This window comes from Parazoarcus communis (assembly GCF_003111665.1).
GTDB classification, from domain to species: domain Bacteria; phylum Pseudomonadota; class Gammaproteobacteria; order Burkholderiales; family Rhodocyclaceae; genus Parazoarcus; species Parazoarcus communis_B.
The window spans coordinates 3,201,683-3,226,240 of the sequence record NZ_CP022188.1 but is presented as its reverse complement, the minus strand read 5'-3'; the positions used below and the strand labels follow the sequence as shown (position 1 = coordinate 3,226,240).

23 protein-coding genes are annotated in these 24,558 nt (G+C 62.1%); 17 read left to right on the top strand and 6 right to left on the bottom strand.

Annotated elements, in window-relative coordinates:
• Nucleotides 1-338 precede the first annotated feature (338 nt).
• From aceE to CEW87_RS14705, 4 genes are all read left to right on the top strand, one after another.
• A complete protein-coding gene (aceE, locus tag CEW87_RS14720) occupies nt 339-3,029 on the top strand; it encodes a pyruvate dehydrogenase (acetyl-transferring), homodimeric type (protein WP_108974151.1) in 2,691 nt (896 codons plus the stop codon).
• 27 nt (nt 3,030-3,056) lie between these two features.
• Nucleotides 3,057-4,373 (top strand): dihydrolipoyllysine-residue acetyltransferase, encoded by a 1,317-nt coding sequence (gene aceF / locus CEW87_RS14715; protein ID WP_108974149.1) that lies wholly within the window; start codon nt 3,057-3,059, stop codon nt 4,371-4,373.
• A 371-nt stretch (nt 4,374-4,744) separates the two neighbouring features.
• Nucleotides 4,745-5,014 (top strand): hypothetical protein, encoded by a 270-nt coding sequence (locus CEW87_RS14710; protein WP_108974147.1) that lies wholly within the window; start codon nt 4,745-4,747, stop codon nt 5,012-5,014.
• Nucleotides 5,015-5,433: 419 nt separating this feature from the next.
• Nucleotides 5,434-6,243: a ferredoxin--NADP reductase gene (locus CEW87_RS14705; protein WP_108974145.1), complete on the top strand. Its 810-nt coding sequence runs from the start codon at nt 5,434-5,436 to the stop codon at nt 6,241-6,243.
• Nucleotides 6,244-6,255: 12 nt separating this feature from the next.
• On the opposite strand, the gene CEW87_RS14700 is transcribed toward CEW87_RS14705, so the two are convergent.
• Both CEW87_RS14700 and CEW87_RS14695 read right to left on the bottom strand, forming a co-directional pair.
• Nucleotides 6,256-6,939: an MBL fold metallo-hydrolase gene (locus CEW87_RS14700; protein WP_108974143.1), complete on the bottom strand. Its 684-nt coding sequence runs from the start codon at nt 6,937-6,939 to the stop codon at nt 6,256-6,258.
• A gap of 11 nt (nt 6,940-6,950) precedes the next feature.
• Nucleotides 6,951-7,343 (bottom strand): DUF6858 family protein, encoded by a 393-nt coding sequence (locus CEW87_RS14695; protein WP_108974141.1) that lies wholly within the window; start codon nt 7,341-7,343, stop codon nt 6,951-6,953.
• A gap of 398 nt (nt 7,344-7,741) precedes the next feature.
• Between CEW87_RS14695 and CEW87_RS14690 the strand changes: the two genes are divergently transcribed.
• The 3 genes from CEW87_RS14690 (at nt 7,742) to CEW87_RS14680 (ending at nt 10,752) form a co-directional block, all read left to right on the top strand.
• A complete protein-coding gene (locus CEW87_RS14690) occupies nt 7,742-8,386 on the top strand; it encodes a peroxiredoxin (protein ID WP_108974140.1) in 645 nt (214 codons plus the stop codon).
• 80 nt (nt 8,387-8,466) lie between these two features.
• The gene (locus CEW87_RS14685; protein WP_234421542.1) at nt 8,467-9,453 is read left to right on the top strand and encodes an SLAC1 anion channel family protein; all 987 of its coding nucleotides are present in this window, start codon (nt 8,467-8,469) and stop codon (nt 9,451-9,453) included.
• Between the two features lie 183 nt (nt 9,454-9,636).
• A complete protein-coding gene (locus tag CEW87_RS14680; protein ID WP_420094115.1) occupies nt 9,637-10,752 on the top strand; it encodes a glutaredoxin family protein in 1,116 nt (371 codons plus the stop codon).
• An 82-nt stretch (nt 10,753-10,834) separates the two neighbouring features.
• Here the strand turns inward: CEW87_RS14680 and CEW87_RS14675 are convergent, their stop codons facing one another.
• The 3 genes from CEW87_RS14675 to CEW87_RS14665 form a co-directional block, all read right to left on the bottom strand.
• A complete protein-coding gene (locus CEW87_RS14675) occupies nt 10,835-11,203 on the bottom strand; it encodes a NifB/NifX family molybdenum-iron cluster-binding protein (RefSeq protein WP_108974134.1) in 369 nt (122 codons plus the stop codon).
• A 101-nt stretch (nt 11,204-11,304) separates the two neighbouring features.
• Nucleotides 11,305-11,895, bottom strand: a complete 591-nt coding sequence (petA, locus tag CEW87_RS14670) for a ubiquinol-cytochrome c reductase iron-sulfur subunit (protein ID WP_108974132.1) — start codon at nt 11,893-11,895, stop codon at nt 11,305-11,307.
• Between the two features lie 294 nt (nt 11,896-12,189).
• Nucleotides 12,190-13,551, bottom strand: a complete 1,362-nt coding sequence (locus tag CEW87_RS14665; protein WP_108974130.1) for a sigma-54 interaction domain-containing protein — start codon at nt 13,549-13,551, stop codon at nt 12,190-12,192.
• A gap of 166 nt (nt 13,552-13,717) precedes the next feature.
• Between CEW87_RS14665 and cydP the strand changes: the two genes are divergently transcribed.
• The 8 genes from cydP (at nt 13,718) to CEW87_RS14625 (ending at nt 20,046) form a co-directional block, all read left to right on the top strand.
• Nucleotides 13,718-13,927: a cytochrome oxidase putative small subunit CydP gene (gene cydP, locus CEW87_RS14660; protein ID WP_108974128.1), complete on the top strand. Its 210-nt coding sequence runs from the start codon at nt 13,718-13,720 to the stop codon at nt 13,925-13,927.
• The gene (locus tag CEW87_RS14655; protein ID WP_108974126.1) at nt 13,917-15,485 is read left to right on the top strand and encodes a cytochrome ubiquinol oxidase subunit I; all 1,569 of its coding nucleotides are present in this window, start codon (nt 13,917-13,919) and stop codon (nt 15,483-15,485) included. The genes cydP and CEW87_RS14655 overlap by 11 nt, the downstream gene beginning before the upstream one ends.
• A gap of 15 nt (nt 15,486-15,500) precedes the next feature.
• Nucleotides 15,501-16,643, top strand: coding sequence for a cytochrome d ubiquinol oxidase subunit II (cydB, locus tag CEW87_RS14650; protein WP_108974124.1), 1,143 nt, complete (start codon nt 15,501-15,503; stop codon nt 16,641-16,643).
• 23 nt (nt 16,644-16,666) lie between these two features.
• Nucleotides 16,667-16,819 carry a cytochrome bd-I oxidase subunit CydX gene (gene cydX, locus CEW87_RS22980; RefSeq protein WP_108974122.1) on the top strand — a complete coding sequence of 51 codons (153 nt, stop codon included), beginning with the start codon at nt 16,667-16,669 and terminating at the stop codon, nt 16,817-16,819.
• Nucleotides 16,800-17,099 carry a cyd operon YbgE family protein gene (locus CEW87_RS14640; protein WP_108974120.1) on the top strand — a complete coding sequence of 100 codons (300 nt, stop codon included), beginning with the start codon at nt 16,800-16,802 and terminating at the stop codon, nt 17,097-17,099. Before cydX ends, CEW87_RS14640 begins: the two co-directional genes overlap by 20 nt.
• Before the next feature lie 235 nt (nt 17,100-17,334).
• Entirely contained in the window at nt 17,335-18,960 is a 1,626-nt protein-coding gene (locus CEW87_RS14635) for a tetrathionate reductase family octaheme c-type cytochrome (RefSeq protein WP_234421541.1), read from the top strand.
• Complete coding sequence (locus CEW87_RS14630; protein ID WP_108974116.1) at nt 18,957-19,568, top strand: cytochrome b/b6 domain-containing protein; 612 nt, start codon at nt 18,957-18,959, stop codon at nt 19,566-19,568. The genes CEW87_RS14635 and CEW87_RS14630 overlap by 4 nt, the downstream gene beginning before the upstream one ends.
• A 223-nt stretch (nt 19,569-19,791) precedes the next feature.
• On the top strand, nt 19,792-20,046 hold the full coding sequence (locus CEW87_RS14625; protein ID WP_108974114.1) for a hypothetical protein: 255 nt from the start codon (nt 19,792-19,794) through the stop codon (nt 20,044-20,046).
• Between the two features lie 26 nt (nt 20,047-20,072).
• Here the strand turns inward: CEW87_RS14625 and CEW87_RS14620 are convergent, their stop codons facing one another.
• Complete coding sequence (locus CEW87_RS14620) at nt 20,073-20,489, bottom strand: hypothetical protein (RefSeq protein ID WP_159098172.1); 417 nt, start codon at nt 20,487-20,489, stop codon at nt 20,073-20,075.
• Between the two features lie 812 nt (nt 20,490-21,301).
• Between CEW87_RS14620 and CEW87_RS14615 the strand changes: the two genes are divergently transcribed.
• Both CEW87_RS14615 and CEW87_RS14610 read left to right on the top strand, forming a co-directional pair.
• On the top strand, nt 21,302-23,944 hold the full coding sequence (locus tag CEW87_RS14615; protein ID WP_159098171.1) for a CheR family methyltransferase: 2,643 nt from the start codon (nt 21,302-21,304) through the stop codon (nt 23,942-23,944).
• Nucleotides 23,898-24,542 (top strand): response regulator, encoded by a 645-nt coding sequence (locus tag CEW87_RS14610; protein ID WP_108974108.1) that lies wholly within the window; start codon nt 23,898-23,900, stop codon nt 24,540-24,542. The genes CEW87_RS14615 and CEW87_RS14610 overlap by 47 nt, the downstream gene beginning before the upstream one ends.
• The last annotated feature ends 16 nt before the right edge of the window (nt 24,543-24,558 follow it).

The following is a 24,558-nucleotide window of genomic DNA, read 5'->3' as shown; positions in this document are numbered from 1 at the left end:
TTCGTTTATTGCGCACAAATCCCCTCACCGTTTTCTTTATTGCGCATTTAAGCACCTTCACTGCTCATTTGGCAACAAGCCAACGCAGCACTGAATTTATAGTGATTCCATCACGACAGGGGGCGACGCCCCCACACCCGCGCTGCGGCTTTGCTACGCCGGGGCGACAGGCGGGCAGACCCTCGCCCGTCGCAAGTGCTGCCGATGCGAATTGCCGCCAAGTGGACTAGGACAATTTGTTCATCGAATCAGCACACTAAACTGACCTCCACGCCACCCGCCCCAATACCGACTCGCACCGCACGCCGCCCGTGCGGACCATCAAAGGAAGTTGAGCCATGAGACATGCATCGACGCAGCCGACGACGGAAACGGCCATCGACCGCGACCCCGACGAAACCCTGGACTGGCTCGACAGCCTCGCCGAAGTCATCGAGCGCGACGGTCTGGCCCGCAGTGAATACCTGCTCGAGCGCCTGATCGAATCCGGCCGCCGCGCGGGTGGACGCTTCCACACCCGGCACACCACGCCATACCGCAACACGATCGGCGTCGATGCGCAGCCGCCCTACCCCGGCGACATCGACATGGAAGCCCGGATCACGGCCATCCACCGCTGGAATGCGCTGGCCATGGTGTCGCGCGCCAACAAGGCGCATGCCGAGCTTGGCGGCCATATCGCGACCTACGCTTCGATCGCGGATCTCTTCGAGGTCGGCTTCAACCACTTCTTCCGCGGCCGCACCGACACCCATCCGGGCGATCTGGTCTATTTTCAGGCGCACGCCTCACCGGGTGTGTATGCACGCGCCTTCCTCGAAGGGCGCCTGTCCGAGGACCGCCTCGAACATTTCCGTCGTGAAGTCTCAGGTGGCATCGGCCGTGGCCTGTCGTCCTATCCGCACCCGACGCTGATGCCTGATTTCTGGCAGTTCCCGACCGGCTCTATGGGACTCGGCCTGATCAGCGCGATCTACCAGGCGCGCTTCCAGCGCTACCAGGAACACCGCGGCATTGCCGCGCCGAGCGATCGCAGGGTGTGGGCCTTCGTTGGCGATGGGGAGATGGACGAGCCCGAGTCGCTGGCCGGCATTTCGCTGGCCGCACGCGAGCAGCTCGACAACATGGTGCTGGTGGTCAACTGCAACCTGCAGCGCCTCGACGGCCCGGTGCGCGGCAATGGCAACGTGGTGCAGGAACTCGAAACGCTGTTCGCCGGTGCGGGCTGGAACGTCATCAAGTGCCTGTGGGGCAGCAACTGGGATGTGCTCTTTGCCCGCGACCGCGAGGGCTGGATTCTCAAGCGCATGGCCGAAGCCGTGGATGGCGAGTTCCAGAAGCTCTCCGCCACCGACGGTCACTACAACCGCGAGCATTTCTTCTCGCGCTATCCGGAGCTGGCAGCGCTGGTCGCGAACATGTCCGACCAGGAGATCGACGCGCTCAAGCGCGGCGGTCACGACCCCAGCAAGGTCTACGCTGCCTACGCCGCAGCCGTGGCCCATCGCGGCCAGCCGACGGTGATTCTTGCGCAGACCACCAAGGGCTACGGCATGGGCGCCTCGGGTCAGGGTGCCAATACCTCGCACCAGACCAAGAAGCTCGCCCGCGCCGACCTCGAGCGTTTCCGCGAGCGCTTCGGGCTGCCGCTGTCCGACCAGGACCTCGACGAGCTGCGCTACTTCCATCCGGGCGAGAACAGCCCCGAGGTGAAGTACCTGCAGGCGCGCCGCGCCGCGCTCGGCGGCTACGTGCCTTCGCGCAGCCGGGAGGCGCAGCCGGTCGCCCTGTCACAACCCGACATCTACGTTCCTTTCCATGCGGACTCGGGCGAGCGTGAGATCTCGACCACGATGACGCTGGTGCGCCTGCTCAACAAGCTGATGCGCGACAGCCAGCTCGGCCCGCGCATCGTCCCGGTGGTCGCCGACGAGGCCCGCACCTTCGGCATGCAGGACATGTTCCGCCAGTTCGGCATCTACTCGCCCTGGGGGCAGCAGTACACGCCGCAGGACAGCGACCAGCTCGCGTTCTACCGTGAAGACGTGAAGGGCCAGATCCTGGAGGAAGGCATCTCCGAGGCGGGCTCGATGGCCTCCTGGATTGCCGCCGGCACGGCCTACTCGCACAGCAAAGAGCCGATGCTGCCGTTCTACATCTTCTACTCGATGTTCGGCTTCCAGCGCGTCGCCGACCTGATCTGGAACGCAGCCGATTCGCAGGCGCGCGGCTTTCTGCTCGGCGCCACCGCCGGACGCACCACGCTGTCGGGCGAAGGCCTGCAGCACGAAGACGGTCAGAGCCACATCTATGCGGCAACGATTCCGACTTGCCGCGCCTACGACCCGGCCTACGGCTACGAGGTGGCGGTGATCGTCGAAGACGGCGTGCGCCGGATGATGAACGAGGCCGACAACGGCTTCTATTACATCACCCTGTACAACGAAAACTACCCCCAGCCGGCCATGCCGGTCGGTGCCGAGGAAGGCATTCGTCGCGGCCTCTATCGCCTGCGCAGCAGCGCGGCCGACGACCGGCCGCGTGCCCAGCTCCTTGGCAGCGGCAGCATCCTGCGTCAGGTCATCGCTGCATCCGATCTCCTCGAGCAGGAATTCGGCATCGCCACCGACGTGTGGAGTGCAACCAGCTTTGGCGAACTGCGCAAGGACGGCATCGATTGCGATCGCTGGAACCTGCTGCACCCCGAGGCGGCACCGCGCGAACCCTGGGTCACGACCCAGCTCGCCGGTGGTGGCCCGGTCGTGGCCGCCACCGACTTCGTCCGCAGCTATGCAGACCTGGTTCGCAACTGGGTTCCTGGCCGCTACACCGTGCTCGGCACTGACGGCTTCGGTCGCTCGGACACCCGGGTGGCCCTGCGCGACTTCTTTGAAATCGATGCACGCTACATCGCACTCGCCACCATCCAGAGCCTGGTCGCAGAAGGCGCACTGCCCGCGGACAGCCTGAAGGGGCTGCTCGAGCGCCTTGGCATCGACGCCGACAAACCCAGCCCGCTCGGCTACTAAGCCGCAATTCGACATCAGGAAACCGTTATGACCCAAGCCCTGGAAATATTTGTCCCGGACATCGGCGACTACAACGACGTGCCGGTGATCGAGGTGCTGGTGCAAGCTGGCGATTCGATCAGGGCCGACGAACCCATCGTCACCCTGGAGTCGGACAAGGCCACGATGGACGTGCCGTCTCCGCAGGCCGGCATCGTGCGCGAAGTGCGGGTAAAGGTGGGCGACCGCCTGTCCAAAGGCAGCATGCTGATCACGATGGATGCCTCCGCTGACGGGGCGGCTGCGCCCACGCAAACGGATACCCCCGCAGCGCCGGCAAGCTCGCCTGCAGCGCCAGCGCCCGTGGTCGCAGCGCCGTCCGCGCCAGCCACATCATCAGCGCCGGCCGCCGTGCCCGCGCCGGCCCTTCCGCCGGGCGGCAAGGTGCACGCCAGCCCCTCGGTTCGTCACTACGCGCGCGAGCTTGGCGTCGACCTCGCAACAGTGCGCCCCAGCGGGCGCAACGGCCGGATCACGCGGGAAGATGTGAGCGCTCACATCAAGGCCTCGATGCAGTCCGGCATCGTGCCGGGCAAGACACCGGCAGCAGCCAGCGCAGGCAGTGGGCTCGACCTGCTGCCCTGGCCCAAGGTCGATTTCGCGAAGTTCGGTCCCGTGGATTCGATGCCGCTGTCGCGCATCAAGAAGATCTCGGGCGCCAACCTGTCGCGCAACGCCATCGTCATCCCTCACGTGACCAACTTCGACGAGGCCGACATCACCGACCTCGAGGCCTTCCGCATCGCCCTCAACTCGGAAAACGAAAAAAGCGGCAAGAAGCTCACCATGCTCGCCTTCCTGATCAAGGCCTGCGTTTCGGCCCTGAAGGCATTCCCCGAGTTCAATGCCAGCCTCGACGGCGAGAACCTCGTCTACAAGCGCTACTTCCATATCGCCTTCGCGGCCGATACGCCCAACGGCCTGGTCGTGCCGGTGATCCGCGACGCCGACCGCAAGGGCCTCCACGACATCGCGGCAGAGGCTGCCGCGCTTGCGAAAAAGGCTCGCGACGGCAAGCTCGGCCCCGCAGACATGTCGGGCGGATGCTTCACCGTGTCGAGCCTCGGCGGCATCGGCGGGACCGGATTCACGCCCATCATCAACGCCCCCGAAGTCGCAATTCTCGGCGTCACGCGTGCGCAGATGAAACCGGTCTGGGACGGCAAACAGTTCGTGCCGCGCCTGATCCTGCCCCTGTGCCTGTCATGGGACCACCGCGTCGTCGACGGGGTGCTCGCCGCGCGCTTCCTCGTCCATCTGCAACGCATACTCGGCGATTTTCGGCGTATCAGCCTGGACGGCTGAGTACGCCCGGAAACAGCCCCGTGCTGCTGCACTGCGGCCCACGTTCGTGATGGGCCGTTCTGGTGCAGTCGTGGTCAGGACAGAATCCCCCCTTCGCATCCTTCAAGGTACAAGAACGGCGGCGAAGGGGGGATGAAACCGGCGCACGCTCGTGACAGGAGCGGTCAGTGCAGGTCGGGGCAAGGCGACTGCGGTGAGGCGGCACATGCCGGAACGGGCCTGATTTCATACGAAGAGCATTCCTGTCACGCAACTCGAACTTGGATGGCGCATACATAATATTTATACTTACGTGAAACGTGACCTGCATCAAAGCAAATAAAATCCAGCGGGGATAAAAACATGTACGAGACAAACAACATCAAGGCGCCATGAAGAGCCATACAAACGAAAACATTCTTCCAGCCAATCCGCGGTTTCATTTGCCGCGTGGCGACGGGCTTTTTCAGCCCATTGCTTTTGCATTCGTCACCGAGCAGATGCATCAGGCCATCTTGCTTGAGCGCAGGGCAATACTCGATGCAACGCCGCCTCAGAACCGGGCCAGTCAGCAGAAACTGCTCGATCGCTATGATCCCAAAGCCAGCGCGCAGGCGTTCGAAGGCGTTCTTGGCCTGTTCGGGATTTCCAGGGGCAAATAGCCCGGGGTGACCCCAGTTGGTCCGCACCGACAGTCAGGCGAGCAAACACCTGCTCGCCTTTCGTTTCTCTCCCACTTTTTCCTGCAAGCCTGACACCCGCCACAGTTGCATGGAATCCGCGCTACGGATGAACCGGCACTGAGCACCCGCACAAGCCAACAATCTGCCGCACCCGATCCGTCTCGATAACGACACGGATTCAAGCTCGGCGACCTCGCACCCTTAAAGCTGCATGTAAAATATTGCTTTATTCCCGGCAGCGCTTTACGATGAAGCCACATTCCATGCACACCTTGAATGTGCATCGTCAGGCCCAGCTCGACCCTTGATCCGGCGCACATGCGCGAGGCAGGGTGGTACGGACGGCAGCGACACAACCCGACAGGGTTCAGCTGGGCGGTATTGTGAGGAGGTGCAACATGATTTCCATCGCAGAGCCCGAAACGAGAACGGCGGGCCCGGACGCAATCGATAAATGGACCACCGAGCGGGTCACGTGGATTCACTACTGGACCCCGACCTTGCTGTCGTTTCGCACGACCCGTTACCGCGCCTTCCGGTTCACGCCCGGGCACTATGCACGCCTTGGACTGGGCCCGGCAGACAGGCTTGTCTGGCGCCCCTATTCGCTGGTGTCCGCGCAATATCACGACTACCTTGAATTCGTTGCGGTGCTGGTCCCCGGCGGCGAGTTTTCGGCACGACTGGCACAACTTCGGGTCGGCGACGAGATCGCCGTCGAGAAGGCCTGCTTCGGCTTTCTGACCACCCCGCAACTCGCACCGGGGCGCGACCTGTGGATGCTGGCTTCGGGCACCGGCCTGGGCCCCTTCATCTCGATCCTGCGCGACCCGGCGCAGTGGGAGGCGTTCGAGCGCCTGATCGTCGTCCATAGCGTGCGCCACGCCACCGAACTCGCCTATCGAGACGAGATCGCCGCGATGCCGGGCGAAGCCCTGTTTGCCGATGCGCGGGCAAGGCTCAGTTACATCCCCGTCGTAACCCGCGACGCTCACGCTACGGAACTCAGGGACCGCATTCCGAACTTGCTTGCCGACGGTCGACTCGAGGCGCACGCACAGATCCCGATAAGCGCAGAAGACTCCCGCGTGATGGTGTGCGGAAACCCGGAGATGGCGCGCGAACTGCGTCAATTGCTTGCCACACGCGGGTTCGCCACCAGCCGTCGCGGCGCCCCTGGCCAGATGGCTTTCGAGAAATACTGGTAGCGGCGTGCGGCGCTAGTACGCGCGCGATGCTCCTGACGCTGCCGACCCGCCACCCTGCCGCGATGCCATTTCGGTGATGAAGGCATCGCGCCCCCTGCCGAGCACTGGCGTCAGACGTTCCCTCAGCTCCGCCAGCATTGCCACACGGCGGGCCTTCATCGGGTGAGCCGGAAAAACCAGAACCTGATCGGGCAAGGGGAAGATACGACGGGTCAGGCTGTCGTACAACTCGGCCGGGTTCGCCTCGCCGCCCTCTGCGGAACAACTGCCAAGATCGAACGTGTCACCACACATGAGCCGGTCGTGCCACAGGTAGCTGACACAGTTCGACGTATGGCCCGGGGTGGCAAGCACACGTATGACCTGCCCCCCGAATGTCAGCACATCGCCATGAACCACCCGGCGCACCGCATCTGATCCATTGCGGGCGGTTTCACCGCTCACCAGCACAGCACCGGTTCGCTCGCACAAGGCGGCACAGTTTCCGGTGTCGTTCGCATGTACATGGGTGCGCAACACCATGACCAGACGCAGGCCACTCTCGGTAAGCAGCGCGAGGATCAGTTCGGTTTCGCCAGCCGGCGGGTCGATAACGACAGCAACTCCGTCAGCGGAATCACCCAGCACATAGCCAATCTGGCCGGTCGCGTGCCCCTCGACCGGCCTGAAGATCACGGGAACACCGTTCGCGATCATCGTCGTCTGGCTCAGGCTGCGCCGCGCAGACCGAGAACCCACTCCGTCATCTTGCGATTGGCTTCCGGCATCGGCGCTTCCAGGAAGCTGATGACGAAGCGGTCCGGCAGTTCGGCGATACCGATAGAGCGCGGGCGGACCGCCATCATTGCCGGATCGGGCAACTTGGGGCCGAAACAGAAGATCAGGTTCTTCGCCGCAAGGATGTCCGGACGGATCTCGCCCCCCTGCACCGTGGTGTGGGCGAAGTGATCGAAGATCGCAATCATCGCGACGCCCGGATCCGCCTCCGCCTTCGCTTCCAGGGCTCGCAGCAGTTCATCGAGGTGGGCGTGAGGGGTTTCGGTCTTTTCGAGCTCCAGAACGTGGATGGGGTATTTGTCTGCGAGGAGCTTGTTCTTCATGGCTGGGTTCCTGTCAAAGAGACCGGCGCAATTCGGCCAGGCAACAGCTCTCTATCAAGTCTCGTGCCACTCTTTCGTCATCGATAAACATGTTCTTCAACAGACACTTGCAAGAACCCTGCGTGAGCTGGCCCGAAAGCTGTCACTGCCATTTCGGCAGCGAATGGCAGAAAAACAGGCGTGATGGCGGTTCGCGCGACGGGCCACGCGTCACATGCCGCAGGAATTTCCCCGCAAAAACAATGCCCTCAGGCGCCCCCGGCGTGGCTGGGTGATACAGGCACATGCCTTGCTGTTGGAAAGATGAGGCACGGCACATTGCGCGTGCCCGACATCCACCCAACGCCGGCACAAAAGATGAAGTACCCGAAATCGCCCGGCCCTCAAGGAGATACATCATGGAAAACGTACAACAAGCCAGCTTCCCGCAACTGAACGCACCCGCGCCCGCGTTCAACGCCAAGACCACGCACGGCGACCGCAAGCTCGAGGACTACCGCGGCAAGTGGCTGATCCTGTTTTCGCATCCGGCGGACTTCACCCCGGTCTGCACGACGGAATTCATCGGCTTCGCCAATGCCGCGCCGAAGTTCGCCGAAATGGGCTGCGAACTGCTTGGCCTGTCGATCGACAGCCTGTTCTCGCACCTGGCATGGACCCGCAACATCAAGGAAAAATTCGGGGTCGAGATCACTTTCCCGATCATCGAGGACATCAAAATGGATGTCGCCCGCGCCTACGGCATGGTGCATCCGGGCGCGGCCGACACGCAGGCCGTGCGGGCGACCTTCTTCATTGATCCCAATGGCATTCTGCGGGCGATGGTCTACTATCCGATGAGCAATGGTCGCAGCATCGACGAGTTCGTCCGCTTGCTGCAGGCACTGCAGACCTCCGATGCAAATGGCGTTGCCACACCCGAGAACTGGTGTCCGGGCAAACCCGTCATCGTGCCGCCGCCAAAGACTGCAGATGCAGCGAACAAACGGGCTTCCGAAGGTTACGACACGGTCGACTGGTACTACTCGACCAAGTCCTTGTAAGCCTTGAAAGCCGGTTCGCATGCCCCCGTGTGCGAACCGGCCGGGGGTCGAACCTCAACATTGAATCGGAGTATCAAACCGTGACCGCCTCTGCATCAGTCAAACCACATCCGGGCGCTGAATCAAGGCTTGAGCACTTCCCGGTTGCCCTTTTTTCCACCGTAATGGGGATGGCCGGACTGAGCATCGCCTGGATCAAGGCCGCCCACGTCGGCGGCGCCCCCGCGGTGATCGGCGAATCGCTGCGCCTGCTCACGAGCGGCCTGTATGTCTTTCTGCTCATCGTGTACGCGATGAAGCTGCTCCGCCATCCGGACGCTGTTGCCGCCGAACACGCGCACCCGGTGCGGCTGAACTTCTTTCCCGCCATATCCATCGGCCTCATCCTGCTGTCGATCGCCTGGACATCGACGGCGCCCGGCGTTGCGCGGTACATGTGGGGCGTGGGCGCAATCGCCCACCTGCTGTTCACGCTGTCCGCGATGAGCAGCTGGATTCACCATACGCATTACGACATCAAGCACGCCAACCCCGCATGGTTCATTCCGGTGGTGGGCAATATCCTGGTGCCGATTGCCGGCGTACGCTACGCACCGCCCGACATCAGCTGGTTCTTCTTCAGCATCGGGCTGGTGTTCTGGCTGGTGCTCCTGACCATCGTGCTCTATCGCCTGTTCTTCCATGAAGCGCTTCCGGCACGACTCACACCCACCCTGTTCATCCTCATTGCACCGCCGGCAGTGGGTTTCATCTCCTACCTCGCGCTGACGGATTCGCTCGATGGCGCGGCGCGCGTGCTGTACTTCGTTGCGCTCTTCCTCACCCTGCTGCTGGCAAGCAACGCCCTGCGCTTCCTGCGCCTGCCTTTCTTCATCTCGGCCTGGGCCTACTCTTTCCCTCTGGCTGCGATGGCGATCGCCACCTTCGAAATGCATGTGCGCAGCGGCCTCGTTTTCTATGCCGGCCTTGGGTGGACCCTGCTCGCCTTGCTGTCAGCGGTGGTGATCGTGCTGAGCTGGAAAACACTGATCGCCGCGAAACGGGAGCAGATCTGCGTACCCGAGTAAATGCGGCCCGCCGCCGGGCCAGCGGGAAGCGCAGCAGGTGTCTGCAAGCTGGAGGGCGGCCGGAGGTGAACACCCATGCAATCGACGAGTCGAGCCGCCCCATCCGCGCCCCACGAAAATCGCGCCACGTCCCTGAAGCGGCGCGGCGTATTTCAGTGGCACGCGCTCTTCCGGATGGCACACGTGCTGCTCCTGCTTGTGCTGGCCGCCATTGCCGTTTCTGCCAGCGCCGCCAGCGTGGCCGATCAGACCGTGGAGACAAACGCGTCTCCTGCGGTGCTGTCGGTCTTTGTACGCGAGGGCTGCCCGCATTGCACCGCTGCGAAGGACTTCCTCAGGCAACTGGCTGCCGAGCGTCCTGATCTCCGCATCATCTTCCGCGAAGTCGATCGCGACGAAACCGCGCGCGACGCGCTGATTGAGCTGAGCCGCAGCGCCGGGATCTGGCCGCCGGGTGTGCCCATGTTCGTGATCGGAGACCGCATTCTGGTCGGCTTCGACGATGCCGAGCACATGGGCGCCGAACTGCGCGCACTGATCGGAGACCGACCGGTAAACAACGCAATCGAGACCCGGCAGTTCGGCACCCTGAGCGCCTCGGAGCTGGGCCTGCCCCTGTTCACGCTGAGCATGGGCCTGCTGGACGGCTTCAACCCCTGCGCGATGTGGTTGCTGCTGTTCCTGCTGTCCCTGCTGGTGCGTCTGAAGAGCCGCAGACGCATGGCGCTGGTCGCTGGCACCTTCGTGCTGGTGAGCGGCGCGGTGTACTACGCGTTCATGGCCGCGTGGCTGAACATATTTCTGTTCGTGGGCATGTCGGCGACGTTCCGGGCCGCTCTTGCCTGCGTTGCCATTCTGATCGGCATCATCAACGTAAAGGACTTTGTCGCGGCGGGCCGCGGCATATCGCTCTCGATCCCCGACTCGGTGAAGCCCGGGCTCTACGCCCGGATCCGCGGCATCCTGAAGGCCGAGCGTCTTGGCGCCTCGCTGGTCGGGGTCGCGATGCTGGCCGTCATCGTCAACTTCGTCGAGCTCCTGTGCACTGCCGGTCTGCCTGCGCTATACACGGCAGTCCTCACCCAGCAGCAGCTCGGCCCGCTTGCACACTATGCCTATCTTGGGCTCTACATCGTCGGCTACATCGCGGACGATGCCTTGATGGTCACGCTGGCCGTCATTGCGCTGGGCAGTGCGAAACTCAGCGAAAGGGGTGGCCGGGCGCTCAAGCTGCTCAGCGGCATCGCCATGCTTGGCCTGGGCCTGATCATGCTGCTCAGACCCGAATGGCTGAGCTGAACCCGACGCCACCGCCACACAAAGAAATACGGCGGCCTGCATGTGCCGGCCGCCGTAATGATTTCCCCGTCTCAAATCAGGATCAGTGCTGGTGCTGATGGTGGTGACCATGCTCATGTTCGCCGGGCGGCACAGGCTTGACCGTGCCCTGGATGTAGTCCTTCACCGCCTGCAGCGGATCGCTCTCGCCGCATATCACGACCTCGATACCGCGCTGCCCCAAGCGCGCGACAAAGCCCTCACCCGCGCCGCCGGTCACCAGTGCGTCAACTCCGTCGATCGGATGCTGCCCGCCGTGAAACTCGTGAAATGACATCTCTTTCGGCAGGTCCAGTCGCTCTACTTCACGTGGCGAACACGGCGTGCTGATGTCGTAGATCAGAAAGCGCCTCGCCTTTCCTGCATGGGCGGTGACGGTTCTGAAGTTCTGGCTTGTGACTGCAACTCTCATGATGGGTACTCCTGCTGTCTATTGCCTCGAACATGAGGCGATCGCTCCCGCCTGGCCGATTGCGTCCGTCGAGGGCGCCGAGGATGGTGGGGCTCGCCAGTTCAGGCCGTTCCGCTCTCGTCCTCGCCGATGCGGACCACTGCATCGGACAGCCACATGTACGGGGGCACTTCAAGATTTGTCGGCGCCGGCTGGCTCAGGAAGACACGGCCGGCCAGATCGAAGGTGGAACCGTGGCACGGGCACAGAAAGCCACCCGGCCAGTCGGCCCGCACGCCACTTTCCGGGCCAGGAATGAACTTCTCCGAGGGAGAGCAGCCCAGGTGGGTACAGATGCCGACAACCACCAGAAACTCGGGATTGATCGAGCGGTGCTGGTTGGCCGCGTACGCCGGTTGCTGGTTTTCACCGGAGCCTGGATCGGCGAGATCCTGATCATGGCCTTCGAGCGCAGCCAGCATTTCCTGTGTGCGGCGGAGAATCCACACAGGCTTTCCGCGCCATTCGACGGTCATCATCTCGCCGGCGGCCAGTTTGCTGACATCCGCCTCGACCGGCGCACCTGCGGCACGCGCACGCTGGGACGGGGTCAGGCTGGCCACAAAGGGGACGGCACTCGCTGCGGCTGCAACGGCACCTGCTCCGCCAGTGGCAATGAGCAGTTTGCGACGGTCGTTAAGGCAGTCTGACATGGACGCTCCCTCGTTCGGTTCTTGCGATTGAAATGCGTTCGAAAAAAGGAAGCGAGGCCGGATGTCGTGCCATTCAGGTACTTGTCATACGCAATCGCAGCACCAAGGGGTTGGGGGGTCTCAGAGGTGAAGACCGGACGACGATTGCGATACAGCCTCGCTTCACTTTCGAATTAGCAATCTGCGTGCCAAACAGGAAACCTATACTTTTCATAGACATGCAGAACAGGCCAAACCTTGCCTCTCTGCCACAACTGCCACGATGTCAGTACCTGCCAATCGATCTGGCAGCCGTCAATCCAGCGCCTTGTCCAGCCCGAGTGCTTTCAGGCGCCGGTACAGCGTGCGTTCGCTCAACCCCAGTTTGGCGGCAAGCTCACGCCGGCTGCCCCGGTGGCTGATCACGGCCTGTCGCAGCACCTGGTGTTCGAGTTCGCCAAGATCCGGCACCGAATTCCCGCCCAAGGCAATCGCTGCGCTCTCATGCGCAGACCGCCCCGGCGTGGACACGACGCCAGCCCCCAGCCTGATCTCTTCAGCCAGATGTTCAGGATGAATCACGTCGCCGTCACACATCAGGCTCGCACGCTCGAGCACATTGCGCAGCTCACGCACATTGCCCGGAAACGGATAAGACGCGAGTACCTGCATGGCATCGGCGGACAGTTCAAGTCCGCGATTCGGCGCGACCCGTTCGAGCAAGGACCCGACGAGCAGGGGCAAGTCTTCAAGCCGCTCGCGCAAGGGTGGAACAATGATCGGAAAGGTATTCAGGCGGAAGTACAGATCCTGCCTGAACGAACCGTCGCCGATCATCTCCTGCAAGGGACGGTGGGTCGCCGAAACCAGACGAATATCGGCACGGCGCAACTCGGTTGAGCCGAGGCGACGATAGGTGCCGGTTTCGAGCAGGCGCAGCAGCTTGACCTGCATGCTCAGCGGAATGTCGCCGACTTCGTCGAGGAATAGCGTGCCGCCGCTCGCGGCCTCGACGAGCCCCGGCTTGCGCGCCACCGCCCCGGTAAAGGCGCCGCGTTCGTGGCCGAAGACTTCACTCTCGAACAGGGTATCGGGCAGCCCTGAGCAGTCCACCACCACGAAGGGCCGATCCGCACGCCGGCTGGCCTCATGCACCGCACTGGCGACAAGCTCCTTGCCGGTGCCGGACTCGCCCTGCAGCAGGACGCTGGCCTCCGATGGCGCAACTCGCACCACCAGTTCCAGCATGCGCTGAAAGGCCGGCGCACGGCCGATGAGACCATGGTTGTCCGACACGCCGCGCGCAACCGGCATCGGCTCCATCTTCTCGATGAACCAGGCGATGTCGCCGCTGCCGTCGCGGACCGGCGAAAGCTCGATGTTGACGTACTCCTCGCCGCGTGGCGTGTGATGCAGATGCAGCACCCGCTCACGCTGCCCGGACTGCAGGCTCCGCGACAGCGGACAGGACTCTCCCGCCCGGTCGCAGGGGACGCTGTAGTGATGCGACACGTCGTAGCAGGTGCGACCGACCACGCTGCGACCATCGGCGCATGAGCTTCGATACGCCGCATTGGCCGCGATGATCCGGTAGTCACGGTCGCACAGGATGTGGGGTTCCGGCAGCGTTTCAATGAATGAAACGAGTTCTGGCAGTGGTCGCGGGTCGGCAGACATGGACTGTCACTCTTGACATGTTGGCGCAACCAATCTGCCACTATGGCACAAACAGGTCAATCAAAATATTCAAACACTTAACCAACAATTTGATTTTCATCAACTTTTTATTGCTTCCGCGTATGGTACGGATCTTGATAGGATTGAAGCAAACCTGGAGTTTCCTATGCCACAAGCTGCCTTGTCCGATCGCAAACTCGTTCGTGAACTCGTCCTGGTCGTCCTGATCAAGCTGGTTCTGATCACCGCCCTGTGGTGGGTTTTCGTCCGCGAGGAGAAAGTGCCCGTGGCGCCCGACAGCGTCGCAGCCAGGTTTGCACCGCCAGCATCTGCAAAACAACAAATCTCGACTGATGGAGAACACGATGGTCAGTGAACAACTCGTGGACCTGTCGCGGCTGCAGTTTGCCGCAACAGCGATGTACCACTTCCTGTTTGTGCCGCTAACACTTGGCATGGTCTGGATGCTGGTCATCATGGAGAGTGTCTATGTGATGACGGGCAAGACCGTCTACAAGGACATGACCAAATTCTGGGGCAAGCTGTTCGGCATCAACTTTGCACTTGGCGTCACCACCGGCATTACGCTTGAGTTTCAGTTCGGTACCAACTGGGCGTACTACTCACACTACGTGGGTGACATCTTCGGCGCCCCGCTTGCCATTGAGGGCCTGATGGCCTTCTTCCTCGAATCGACCATGATCGGTCTGTTCTTCTTCGGCTGGGACCGCCTCTCGCGCCGACAGCATTTGCTGGTGACGATTTTGATGGCGGTGGGCACCAACCTGTCGGCACTGTGGATTCTGATCGCCAACGGCTGGATGCAGAACCCGGTCGGTGCCGAGTTCAGCTATGAAACCATGCGCATGGAACTCACCGACTTCTGGGCGGTGCTGTTCAATCCGGTCGCACAGGGCAAGTTCGTGCATACGGTGTCGGCAGGCTATGTCACCGGCGCGATGTTCGTGCTGTCGATCTCCGCCTGGTATCTGCTGAAGGGGCGTGACATCGAGTTTGCCAAGCGCAGCTTCCGCATTGCGGCCGCTTTTGGCTTTGCGTCGGTGTGCTCGGTGATCGTGCTCGGCGACGAGTCCGGCTACGCGCTCGGCGAAGCCCAGCAGACCAAGCTCGCCGCGATGGAAGCCATGTGGGAAACCGAACCGGCGCCCGCCAGCTTCAACGTCATCGCCATCCCCAACCAGGAAGAGATGAAGAACGACTTTGCCATTCATATCCCCTGGGCGATGGGCATCATCGGCACACGCTCGCTCGACAAGGAACTGCCCGGCATCAAGGAGATCCTGGTCAAGAATCGCGAGCGTATCGTCATCGGCATCGAAGCTGTTCGCCTGCTTGAGAAGCTGCGTCAGGCGCCGGCCGACGACGCGACCCGTGCTGCCTTTGACAAGGTAAAAGCCGATCTCGGCTTCGGCCTGCTGCTCAAGAAGTATGTCGTGTCGATGGATGATGTCACCCCCGAGATCATCGACCGCGCCACCCGCGACACCCTCCCCCGCGTCGCGCCGCTGTTCTGGACCTTCCGCATCATGGTGGCGATGGGCTTTGCCATGCTCGCGCTGTTCGGTCTTGCGCTGTGGTATTCGATCAAGGGCGATTTCGCGACCCGCACCTGGCTGCTGAAGTGGTCGCTGTGGTTCCTGCCCGTTCCCTGGCTGGCCTGTGAGATGGGCTGGTTTGTTGCCGAGTATGGCCGGCAACCCTGGACCATCTACGGCGTACTGCCGACCCACCTTTCGGTGTCGACACTGACCGTGGAAAGTCTGTATGGCTCGCTCGCCGGTTTCATCGGCTTCTACACCCTGCTGCTCGTGGTCGAGATGTACCTGATGGTTCGCTTTGCCCGCCAGGGGCCGGGCAGCCTCGGCACTGGCCGTTATCTCAACGAAACCCACCACGCTGCTGCCAAAGCCTGATCAGGAGCCAAAACCATGATCTTCGATTACCCGACCCTGAAACTCATCTGGTGGATTCTCGTGGGCGTACTGCTCGTGGGCTTTGCCATCATGGACGGTCACGACATGGGCGTCGGCACGCTGCTGCCCTTCGTCGGCAAGAACGACGAAGAACGACGTGTCGTGATCAATACCGTAGGACCGCACTGGGATGGCAACCAGGTGTGGTTCATCACTGGCGGCGGCGCCATCTTTGCCGCCTGGCCGCTGGTGTATGCCACGGCCTTCTCCGGCTTCTACTGGGCCATGCTGGCCGTGCTGTGGGCCCTGTTCTTCCGCCCCGTCGGTTTCGACTACCGCAGCAAGATCCACAACACCACGTGGCGGACGACCTGGGACTGGGGCCTGTTCGTCGGCGGTGCGGTGCCGCCGCTGATCTTTGGCGTCGCATTCGGAAACCTGCTGCAGGGCGTGCCCTTCCACTTCGACAACAACCTGGTGTCGTACTACACCGGGTCGTTCTGGGGCCTGCTGAATCCGTTTGCGCTGCTTGCCGGCGTGGTGAGCACGGCGATGATCACCTTCCATGGCGCGATCTATCTGGCGCACCGTACCGAAGGTGAAATCCAGCGCCGGGCGCGCACCGCAGCGCTGGTATTCGGTGCGCTGATGCTGGTCGGCTTCACTGGCGCCGGTATCTGGCTGGCGCAGGGCAACTTCGGCTACGTGATCACCTCTGCCGTCGATGCCGCAGCCCAGCCCAACCCGCTGTCGAAGACCGTTGTGCAGCAAAGCGGCGCCTGGTTTGCGAACTACCGCGACATGCCGCTGACGCTGATCGTTCCGGCAGTCGCCTACCTCGGCACCGCCGTTGGCATGCTGATGGTGGCGCGTGGCCGCACGCTCACCGCCTTCGTTGCATCGTCGTTCGCCATCGTGGGCGTGATCGGTACGGCCGGGGTGTCGATGTTCCCCTTCCTGATGCCGTCCTCGACCATGCCGGCTGCAAGCCTGACGGTGTGGGACAGCGTCTCCAGCCATCGCACGCTGGGCATCATGTTCTGGGCCACGATCATCTTCATGCCCCTGATCATCATTTACACGAGCTGGGCCTACAAGGTGATGTCGGGCAAGGTCACGGCCGCCTACATCCGCGAAAACGAACACTCGGCCTACTGAGCCAATAGAGAAAGGAGCACACGATGTGGTATTTCGCATGGGTACTGGGCATCGGCTTTGCCGTCCTGCTGGCAATTCTGAACGCCATGTGGGGCGAGAACGAAGCCGCACGCGAGGAGGCCCGGGGCGGCGGATCCCGCCCGGCGGGCACCGACGATGACCGACCGGCAAACTGACCCGGCGGTTGCGCAGCCGGGCAGCAGCATTCAGTTGCTGCCGCTGCTCGCCGCCATCGCCATCATGCTCGGCATCACCATCTGGCCGGGGGCGCTCGCCGCACCCGGCGGCGGTGCCGACCACTGGGCCGCGATGGCGCTGTTCTGGGCAATGAGTGCCGGCTTCGTAACCGGCGTTGGCTTCCAGCCACGCTTCTTCGCCTGGCGCTGGCTGTTTTCCGGACTTGCGTGTCTGGCCGGCGTCGCGCTCGCGGCCATACGGCTGTACACCCTCGGCTGATTTCCGTGCTGGCGTTGCCGCATCGTGCGACAACGCCAGCGTTCTCTAACTGCAGCAGACCGCAAGGCACCGGCTTCACGCCCTGATGCTCAAAACTACATTAGAACAAATAGATTTACTTCTTTACAGACTGCCCGGCACTGCTCGCTGAGCAACCTCGCGGGACCCACCGTACGACGGTAGAGGGATGGGCGCATGCGCAACGCGCACGCGCCCCTGGAACCAAGGAGACATCGTGAACATCCACTGGAAAAAACTGTTTGGAGCGGGCCTGCTGGTCACCCTGCTCCACGGCCCGACACCCGCACTCGCGACGACAGTGCCGCTTGCTCAGCCAGCGAAGTCCGCCTCGACCTCGACTGTTACCACGGACCATAGCCAGCTCGAAGCGCTGAAGGGCCCTTTCGCGACGGGTCCTGATGTCACCCGCGCCTGCCTCAGCTGTCACAACAAGGCAGGGCACCAGGTGATGAAGAGCATTCACTGGACCTGGGAAGCGGTGAGCCCGACCACAGGCAAGAAGCTCGGCAAGAAGTTCGCCGCGAACAACTTCTGCGGTTCGCCGATCTCCAATGAGCCGCGCTGTACAAGCTGCCACGCCGGTTATGGCTGGGAGGGCAAGGATTTCGACTTCACCAATCAGGAGAATGTCGATTGTCTGGCCTGCCACGATACGACGGGCACCTACAAGAAGATTGCCACCGACGCCGGGCACCCGCTGTACGATCCACGCGAAATGCCCAAGGGCAGCGGCAATATCGTACAACCGCCGGATCTGGCGAAGATCGCCCAGCATGTCGGGCAGCCCGGGCGCGAAAACTGCGGAGCCTGCCACTTCAACGGCGGTGGCGGAGACGCGGTGAAACACGGGGATCTGGACAGCTCACTGATCAAGCCAAGCCGGGAGCTCGATGTGCATATGGCAGTTGATGGCGCCAACATGACCTGTGCTGACTGCCACACCTTCAATGCACACCAGCCCTCGGGCAGTCGTTACGCGGCGAACCCGAAGGATACGCACGGGCTCGACCTGCCCAACGACGACCACAACCGGGCAACATGCGAATCCTGTCACGGCGTGGCACCGCACAAGGAAGCCCGGATCAACCAGCATGCCGACAAGCTCGCCTGCCAGACCTGCCACATTCCGGAATTCGCACGTGGTGGCCTGGGGACCAAGATGCTCTGGGACTGGTCAACTGCCGGCAAGCGGGGACCCGACGGCAAGCCGCTCTTCATCAAGAACGATCATGGGCATCTGATCTACTCTGCCGAGAAAGGCGACTTCGAGTACGGCGAGAACGTGCGCCCGGTATACAAGTGGTACAACGGCGTGGTTCATCAGATCGCGATCACCGACAAGATCGACGACACGAAGGTCCTTGAGCTCAACGCGGTCGAGGGCTCGGCGAAGGACCCCAATGCCCGCATCTGGCCGTTCAAGGTCATGCACGGCAAGCAGCCCTACGACAAGATCAACAAGACCCTGGTCGTCAATCATGTGTACGGCAAGGACGATACCGCCTTCTGGGGCAACTTCGATTACGCCAAGTCAATCAAGGCCGGCATGGATTACGCGGAGCTTCCCTACAGCGGCGAGTTCGGTTTCATCGAAACCCGCATGAACTGGTTCATCACCCACATGGTCGCGCCCAAGGAGAAAGCCGTCCCGTGCCAGGAATGCCACACCCGCTCCGCTGACGGCCGCCTTGCCGAGATCACGGACATCTACATTCCGGGTCGTGATCACAACAAATGGATCGACATGCTGGGCGGCATGCTCATCGCCGGCTCCATCGGCGCAGGCCTGCTGCATGGCCTGATCCGCATCGTCACCCGTCGCAGGAGGCATGAACAATGAGCACCGGACGCATCTACATCTACAAGCGCTATGAACGATTCTGGCACTGGTCGCAGGCTGTGCTGATCATCATCATGATGATCACCGGTTTCGAGATACACGGCAGCTACGAATTGCTGGGCTTTGGCAAGGCCGTGAGCGTGCACACCCTGGCTGCATGGTCGCTGCTGGTGCTGTGGGCCTTCACCATCTTCTGGCAATTCACGACGGGAGAGTGGCGGCAATACCTTCCATCGATGAAGAACGTGCTGGCGATGGTCAACTACTACACCATCGGGATCTTCAGAAACAGCCCGCACCCCTTCCACAAGACCGCCCGTCACAAGCACAACCCCTTGCAGCGCCTGGCCTACCTGGCCTTGCTGGCCTTCATCTCACCGCTGATCTGGGTGTCGGGCCTGCTGTATCTGTTCTACGGCAACTGGGGGCAGCTCGGTCTTGCGCAATACCTGTCGCTTGAGTCGGTTGCGCTGGCGCATACGATCGGGGCCTTCATGATCACGGCCTTCTTCTTCATCCACGTCTATCTCACCACCACCGGGCATACAGTCTTCGCCCACATCAAGGCCATGATCACGGGGTGGGAGGAGTCCGACCAGACGCATTGACCCTGCATCTGCAGCCAGTCTTGCGGTTTTGCACTCGCCCCGCCGGGAAGCTTCGCCTTTCCGCCGGGGCGAGTGCGTTTGCACGTCCGACATCAGACTAATGGTGCCGGGAATTGCGGTCAGCAACAAAATACTGTATTTTTTTACAGCCTTAGAACAAGCCGCTGTTTTCAGCCCACGTACGTGAACAGGTATCGAACGCTCATCGCCAGCCTTGAACACCATGACCAGTGAGATCGACATCAAGCTCGTCCGCCTGTCCGAACCATCGCTCGACGCCTGGCTCGGGCTGCTGGGAGAACATTTCGGATGGCTTCCGACGGCTGCTCAGCGGCCATCGATAATGCCCGAGCTGCTCGGAGCGGTCGGAACGCGGGCGCGTGTCAAGGAGGGCGGCGTGCTTGAACTCTCGGCAAACACAGCCGCCGATGAAGAGGTCTTTCTCAAGATTCCGGCAGACAGCTGGGCGTGGGAGTAACGGTCAGCGCAAGGTGTCAATGACGCTCATTGCGTCCTGCTGCCGCCGATCATGTGCAGGAAGAGCATCAGCATGCCCACGCGCCGGCCTTCCTCGACATCTTTTGGATTTTGCGTCGGCGCTGGTATTGGCTCCGCAGTCTGGGCCGGGCATTGCGTCCCGCTCCTGGGCGTCTTCTCACGCGTGGGGTCATCCGCCGCATGTTCCGGCTCACACGATTCGGCGGGCAGCGCATCAAGGCTTGCCACCACTGCACCGGCCTGCCCGGCCAGAAGAGCGAAACTGCATGCCAGCAGCACGACGCTCTGCCTGATCGAGGACTTTGCAGGCACCACTCGATCAGCGCCTTCGGCGCACAGACTGCCAGTCCGCAGACACCCGGCTTCCTGTGCCTGCGCAGGTTCATCCTTCAGCAGTATTAACAACCGTTTGCCAGAACGCATGAATTCCCCTCCCATTGTCCGCGGACGGACCATATATGGGACATGATCCGGTCTCAGGCCGATCTTTCCCCACCTTGCAGGCTTCACGCCCCAGGAACGGCGTTCGCCCGCAAGCGACCCGTTTGCTTCACCTTAGGGTGTATTTCCGACCGGGGTAATACCTGAATGATCGAATTCGGGCTACCGGGACGATGGTAGTGACTGCCAGTCCGTCCAGTTCCGGCGCCTCGTCCTCACCTTCGCAATGCCTGCATGGCATGCGACCGGAAAGAATGTCACTTTGATTATCAGCCGCAGCTTGTAATGCGCTCAAACCGGGTACGCGCGCACCCAGGCTGCGATGCGACACGATGCGCCCTTCATTCGGAGCACAGAGAAAACCGAACCACAGGAGACAGAACGCAGGTCGGCGCGAGTCGAAATCCGGCCTCAACGCTGCTACCTGATTTCAGGTACTGCGCGAGCCGTCTGGATTTGTTACTTTCGGCAGATAAGCGCAAGCACGTGCACCGCCCACGTGGTGTTTCATGTGCAAAACAGTCCAGCGCAGGAAGGGACATCGGGTGACAAACAACAATACAGCGCCCTCCGCCGCCCCGCTCCCCGCAGCAGAACCGGCGAAAGACGGCCTCAGGTCCGTGCCACGCCGACAGGATGGGGAGGACGGGCCGCCGTCGCCGCCTTCGGTCAGCATGACGACTGGGGTTCGCTCTGACGCCCGGGCGCATTGCGCGGCGCAGTCCGCTCACATGGCATGCGCACTCACCCCGCCCGGCTGCGATGACCGCGCATGCCTGGATCGGATTCTCGAGTTGATCCACCAACGTCATGCCTGCAACTTCAGTCAATTCAGGCAGGACATGCTGATCAGCCGTATCCGTCACCGCATGGGGCTGCATGGCCTGCAAGCGCTGCCGGATTACTTGCGCATGCTCGACTCGGACCCGAACGAAGGCGAAGCGCTGTTCAAGGTAATGTTGATTGGCGTTTCCGTGTTCTTCCGTGATCCCGAGGCCTGGGAGGTGCTCTACACCGACGTCCTTGTGCCAATGGTCGCGACCGCTCCCGCAGGCGCAACGCTCAGGGTCTGGGTGCCCGCCTGCTCGACGGGTGAAGAAGCCTATTCGGTTGCGATCCTGATCCTCGACGCCTTGCGCCGTGCGGAGAAACAGTGCCCACTTCTGGTGTTCGCCACTGACATCAACGAAGACGCCCTGCAACAGGCACGCCGAGGAATCTATCCTGCAGAGATCAAAGATCATGTCGCTGCGGACCTTCTCGCCCGTTACTTCGTCCCGTGCGACCCGGATGGTCGTTATCAGCTGAGCACGGAAGTGCGCGACTGCGTGGTTTTCGGAGTGCAGAATGCCATCAGCGACCCACCCGTTTCCAGAGTGGACCTGATCTGCTGTCGCAACCTGCTGATCTACCTCGAAACCAGCACCCAGCAGGCGCTCTTTTCTTCGTTTGATTTTGCCTTGAACCCAGGCGGCCATCTCTTTCTCGGCTGCGCTGAAACCCCTGGAGAACACGCGGATCTGTTCGTGCCGGTTTCCAAAAAATGGCGCATTTACCGTCACCGAGAGCGCTGCAAGACTTCAGGTGTGCCCATGCCCACTAGATCGGACAGCTGGTCAGCGACAGCGCCCGGCGCCAAAACGCCCCCGGCGCGGGAAGAGGACGTGGCGAGTCTGACCCGTCAACTGCTGCAGGAACGGTTCTCCCCTGCGGCGGTGCTGGTCAGCACCACCTTCGAAACACGCTATTTCTGCGGCCCGACAGAGAACTTCCTGCAGATGCCCCGTGGCGCTCCGACGCTCGACGTGCTCGCACAAGCGCGCGAAGGCCTTCGGTCTCGGCTCGGGTGTGCGCTCAGACAGGCACTCAAGGAAGGAACGACGGTCACTGTCGATGATGCGCGCGTGCGCGATGCCCACGGCTACCGCCAGGTGCGCTTCAGCGTCGTTCCCGTTGCAGGACCCGACGAAAGCGGATGCCGTTACCTGCTGGTCGTGTTCGAGAACGCGGGTAACCCACCTGCGAGCGCCAAGTCCGCCGGCGACCCGCAGGTCAAACAGCTGGAGGGCGAACTGCGCGCCACCCGGGATGACCTGCAGAGCGTGATCGAGCGACTGGCGACATCCAACGAAGAACTGAAGATCTCCAACGAAGAAGTGGCCGCAATGAACGCGGAACTGCAGTCCGCAAACGAAGAACTCGAGATATCGAGGGACGGACTGAAGTCGCTCAACGAGGCGCTGAACGGCGCCAACCGCACACTGCAGGACAAGGTCGCAGAGCTTCAGACGAGCAACGCCGACATTCGCAATCTGCTGGCCAGCAGTGAGATCGCCACTGTCTGCATCGATCGTGAATTCCGGATCAAGTGGCTCACGCCGAGCATGAAATCCATCGGCAACATCATCGCGACCGACATTGGCCGCCCGATTGCAGATTTTTCCACTGCCGGCCTCGGCAGCGGAATCATCGATGAAGCCACGCAGGTACTGAAAGACCTGCAATCGGTGCAAACCGAGTTCAAATCGCAGAATGAGCACTGGTACCTGCGCCGCATCATCCCCTACCGCACCGAGCATCATCACATTGGCGGTGTCGTGATTACCTACAGCGACATTACCGAGGCAAGGATCTCCTCTGAAAACGCCACGGCTGCGATGCGCTCGATGGCGACCTCACTGGAACAGCGCGTCCGCGAGCGCACTGCGCAGTTGCGGACCCTGATGGCCGAGCTGGCATTGAGTGAAGAGCGGGAACGCCGATTGCTGGCGCGGGACCTGCACGACGACCTTGCCCAGACCCTGGCCATCGTGAAGATCAAACTCACATCCCTCGAGGGCAGCGAGCGACGGGGCGTACTCAAGGCAGCACTGTCGGAAATGGAAGGCCTCATCGACCAGGCGCACCGTTCGGTACGGTCGCTGATGCTGCACCTCAGTCCGCCGATTCTGGGCACCCTGGGTCTGGTGCCGGCGCTCGAATGGCTGAGCGAGGAGATGGAGCGTCTATACGGACTGGCGGTCAGCATCGAGCGGGAGGACGACCTGCCCGTTCTGGAGGAGCCCGCGCGCACGACCATCTTCAGGGCAATCAGGGAGTTGCTGATCAACGTATCCAAGCACGCCGACACCAACGTCGCCAGCATTGACTGCCATCGTCAGGAGGGCAACCGGATCTCCATCACGGTGACTGATCAGGGCCGGGGCTTCGACTACGAGACAGCCGTTTCCTGTCCGGCAGGCGAAAGCGGTTTTGGGCTCATCAGCGTCAGGGAGCGCATTGAATTCATCGGTGGCGATATGGAAGTGAGCAGCAGACCGGGGGCTGGTGCCACAATCAGAATCATATTCCCCGCAAGAAGAAGGGACACAATCAGGGAGGGGCAACAGGATGACGATTCGAATCCTGCTGGTGGACGATCACAAGATTCTGCGTGAAGCACTCAAGGTGGTCCTTGAGCGCGAGCTCGACCTTGCACTGGTCGGAGAGTGCAGCGACGGACTGGACGCCCTTAAGCTCGCCAGTGAGCTGCACCCGGACGTCGTACTGATGGACATCGGCCTGCCCGTCATGGGCGGCATTGAGGCTACGCGCAGCATCTTGGCCGAACAGCCCGGGATCCGGGTCGTCGCCCTGTCGACCTACTCCGACCGACGCATCGTGCTGCAGATGCTCGACGCCGGCGCATCGGGCTATGTCGTCAAATCCGCGGGCCGGGATGAGCTCCTGCGGGCAATCCGCGCGGTATCAATGGGCCGCACCTACCTGTGCAACGAAGCGGCCGCCACCCTGGTCGACAGCGTGCGCACCCAGACGCCGGCAGCACTGCGCACCAGCGAGAAACTCGGGCGTCGCGAACGCGAAGTACTGCAGTTGCTCGCCGAAGGTCACACATCCCCCGAGATCGCAGACCGCCTGTGCATTGCGACGAGCACGGTGGACGTTCACCGGCGCAACATCATGCGCAAGCTCGAACTTCACAGCGTTGCCGAGCTCACGAAATACGCGATTCGCAATGGACTGACCTCGCCCTGACCGGCGCGCCCACCGG